The 988-nt window shown below is 62.8% G+C and carries 1 protein-coding gene; it reads right to left on the reverse strand.

Going from position 1 to position 988, the window contains the following annotated elements; translation table 11 throughout:
- Positions 1–26: 26 nt before the first annotated feature.
- The gene (locus A5730_RS00530) at positions 27–977 is read right to left on the reverse strand and encodes an IS481 family transposase (RefSeq protein ID WP_067894154.1); all 951 of its coding nucleotides are present in this window, start codon (positions 975–977) and stop codon (positions 27–29) included.
- Positions 978–988: the final 11 nt, after the last annotated feature.

Below are 988 nucleotides of genomic sequence, written 5' to 3' on the forward strand. Positions count from 1 at the left end.
CTAGCTGTACTCGGCCAACAGGTTGGTCACAGTCGGCTGATGGGTGGTAGGCCGGCGAGTGCGCTGTGGCGGCGTTGAGTGTTGTAGATCTCCAGCCATGGCGCAAGTGCTTGGGCGCGCTGGGTGTTGGAGGTGAAAACTCTGCGATAGCACCATTCGGTTTGCAGGGTGCGGTTGAATCTTTCCACCTTGCCGTTCTGCCAGGGGCAGTGTGGCTTGATGAACAGGTGCCTGGCGCCGAGTCGGGCGACTACGGCTGCCACATCGGCCGACCGGCGATAGCTGAGATGGTTGTCGGTGATAATTCGTTCGATGTGTGAAATGCCCTGCGAGGCAAAGTAGGAAGCGGCTCTGTCGATGAAGCCGGCACATGTTGGGCCCTTCTCGTCGTACAGGATCTCCGAGTAGGCCAGCCGACTGTGGTCATCGACCATGGAGTGCACGTAGTCATAACCGTTGCCGCGGCCGCGGACCTCCTCACTGCGCCCATGAGCGCGCCATCCCCCGCCGTCGGGGATCCGACTGAGCTTTTTGACATCGACATGCACTAACTCGCCGGGACGGTCTCGCTCATAGCGCACCGCGGTGGTCTTGGAGGCCTTGATCAGCGCCCCGGTCATCGGGTCACAGTCACGCAAGTAGGGCTGATCATGGCGGCGCAGGATTCGTCCGACCGTGCGGGCCGGCAGGCCCAGCTCCGGGCCCAACCAGTCTTGGCCACGACGGTGCTCACGACGTGCCTTCAAAACCTGCTGCTCAACAACGGCCGGCGTGCGCCGCGGTGAGCAATGCGGACGCGAGGAGCGATCCCACAACCCCGCCTCACCCTCGGTGGCATGCCGGCGAATCCAGGTATGCACACACTTACGGGAAATCCCCATCGCTTCGGCGATCTGGGCCTGTTTCCACCCCTGCCGGTAGCGCTGCACAATCAGCAGCCGCCCCTGAAACGTCGTACGGGCATTACGGTGGGACACGAGAACCTCCG

It is taken from the genome of Mycobacterium sp. ACS4054 (assembly GCF_001667275.1).
In the GTDB taxonomy this organism is placed as follows: domain Bacteria; phylum Actinomycetota; class Actinomycetes; order Mycobacteriales; family Mycobacteriaceae; genus Mycobacterium.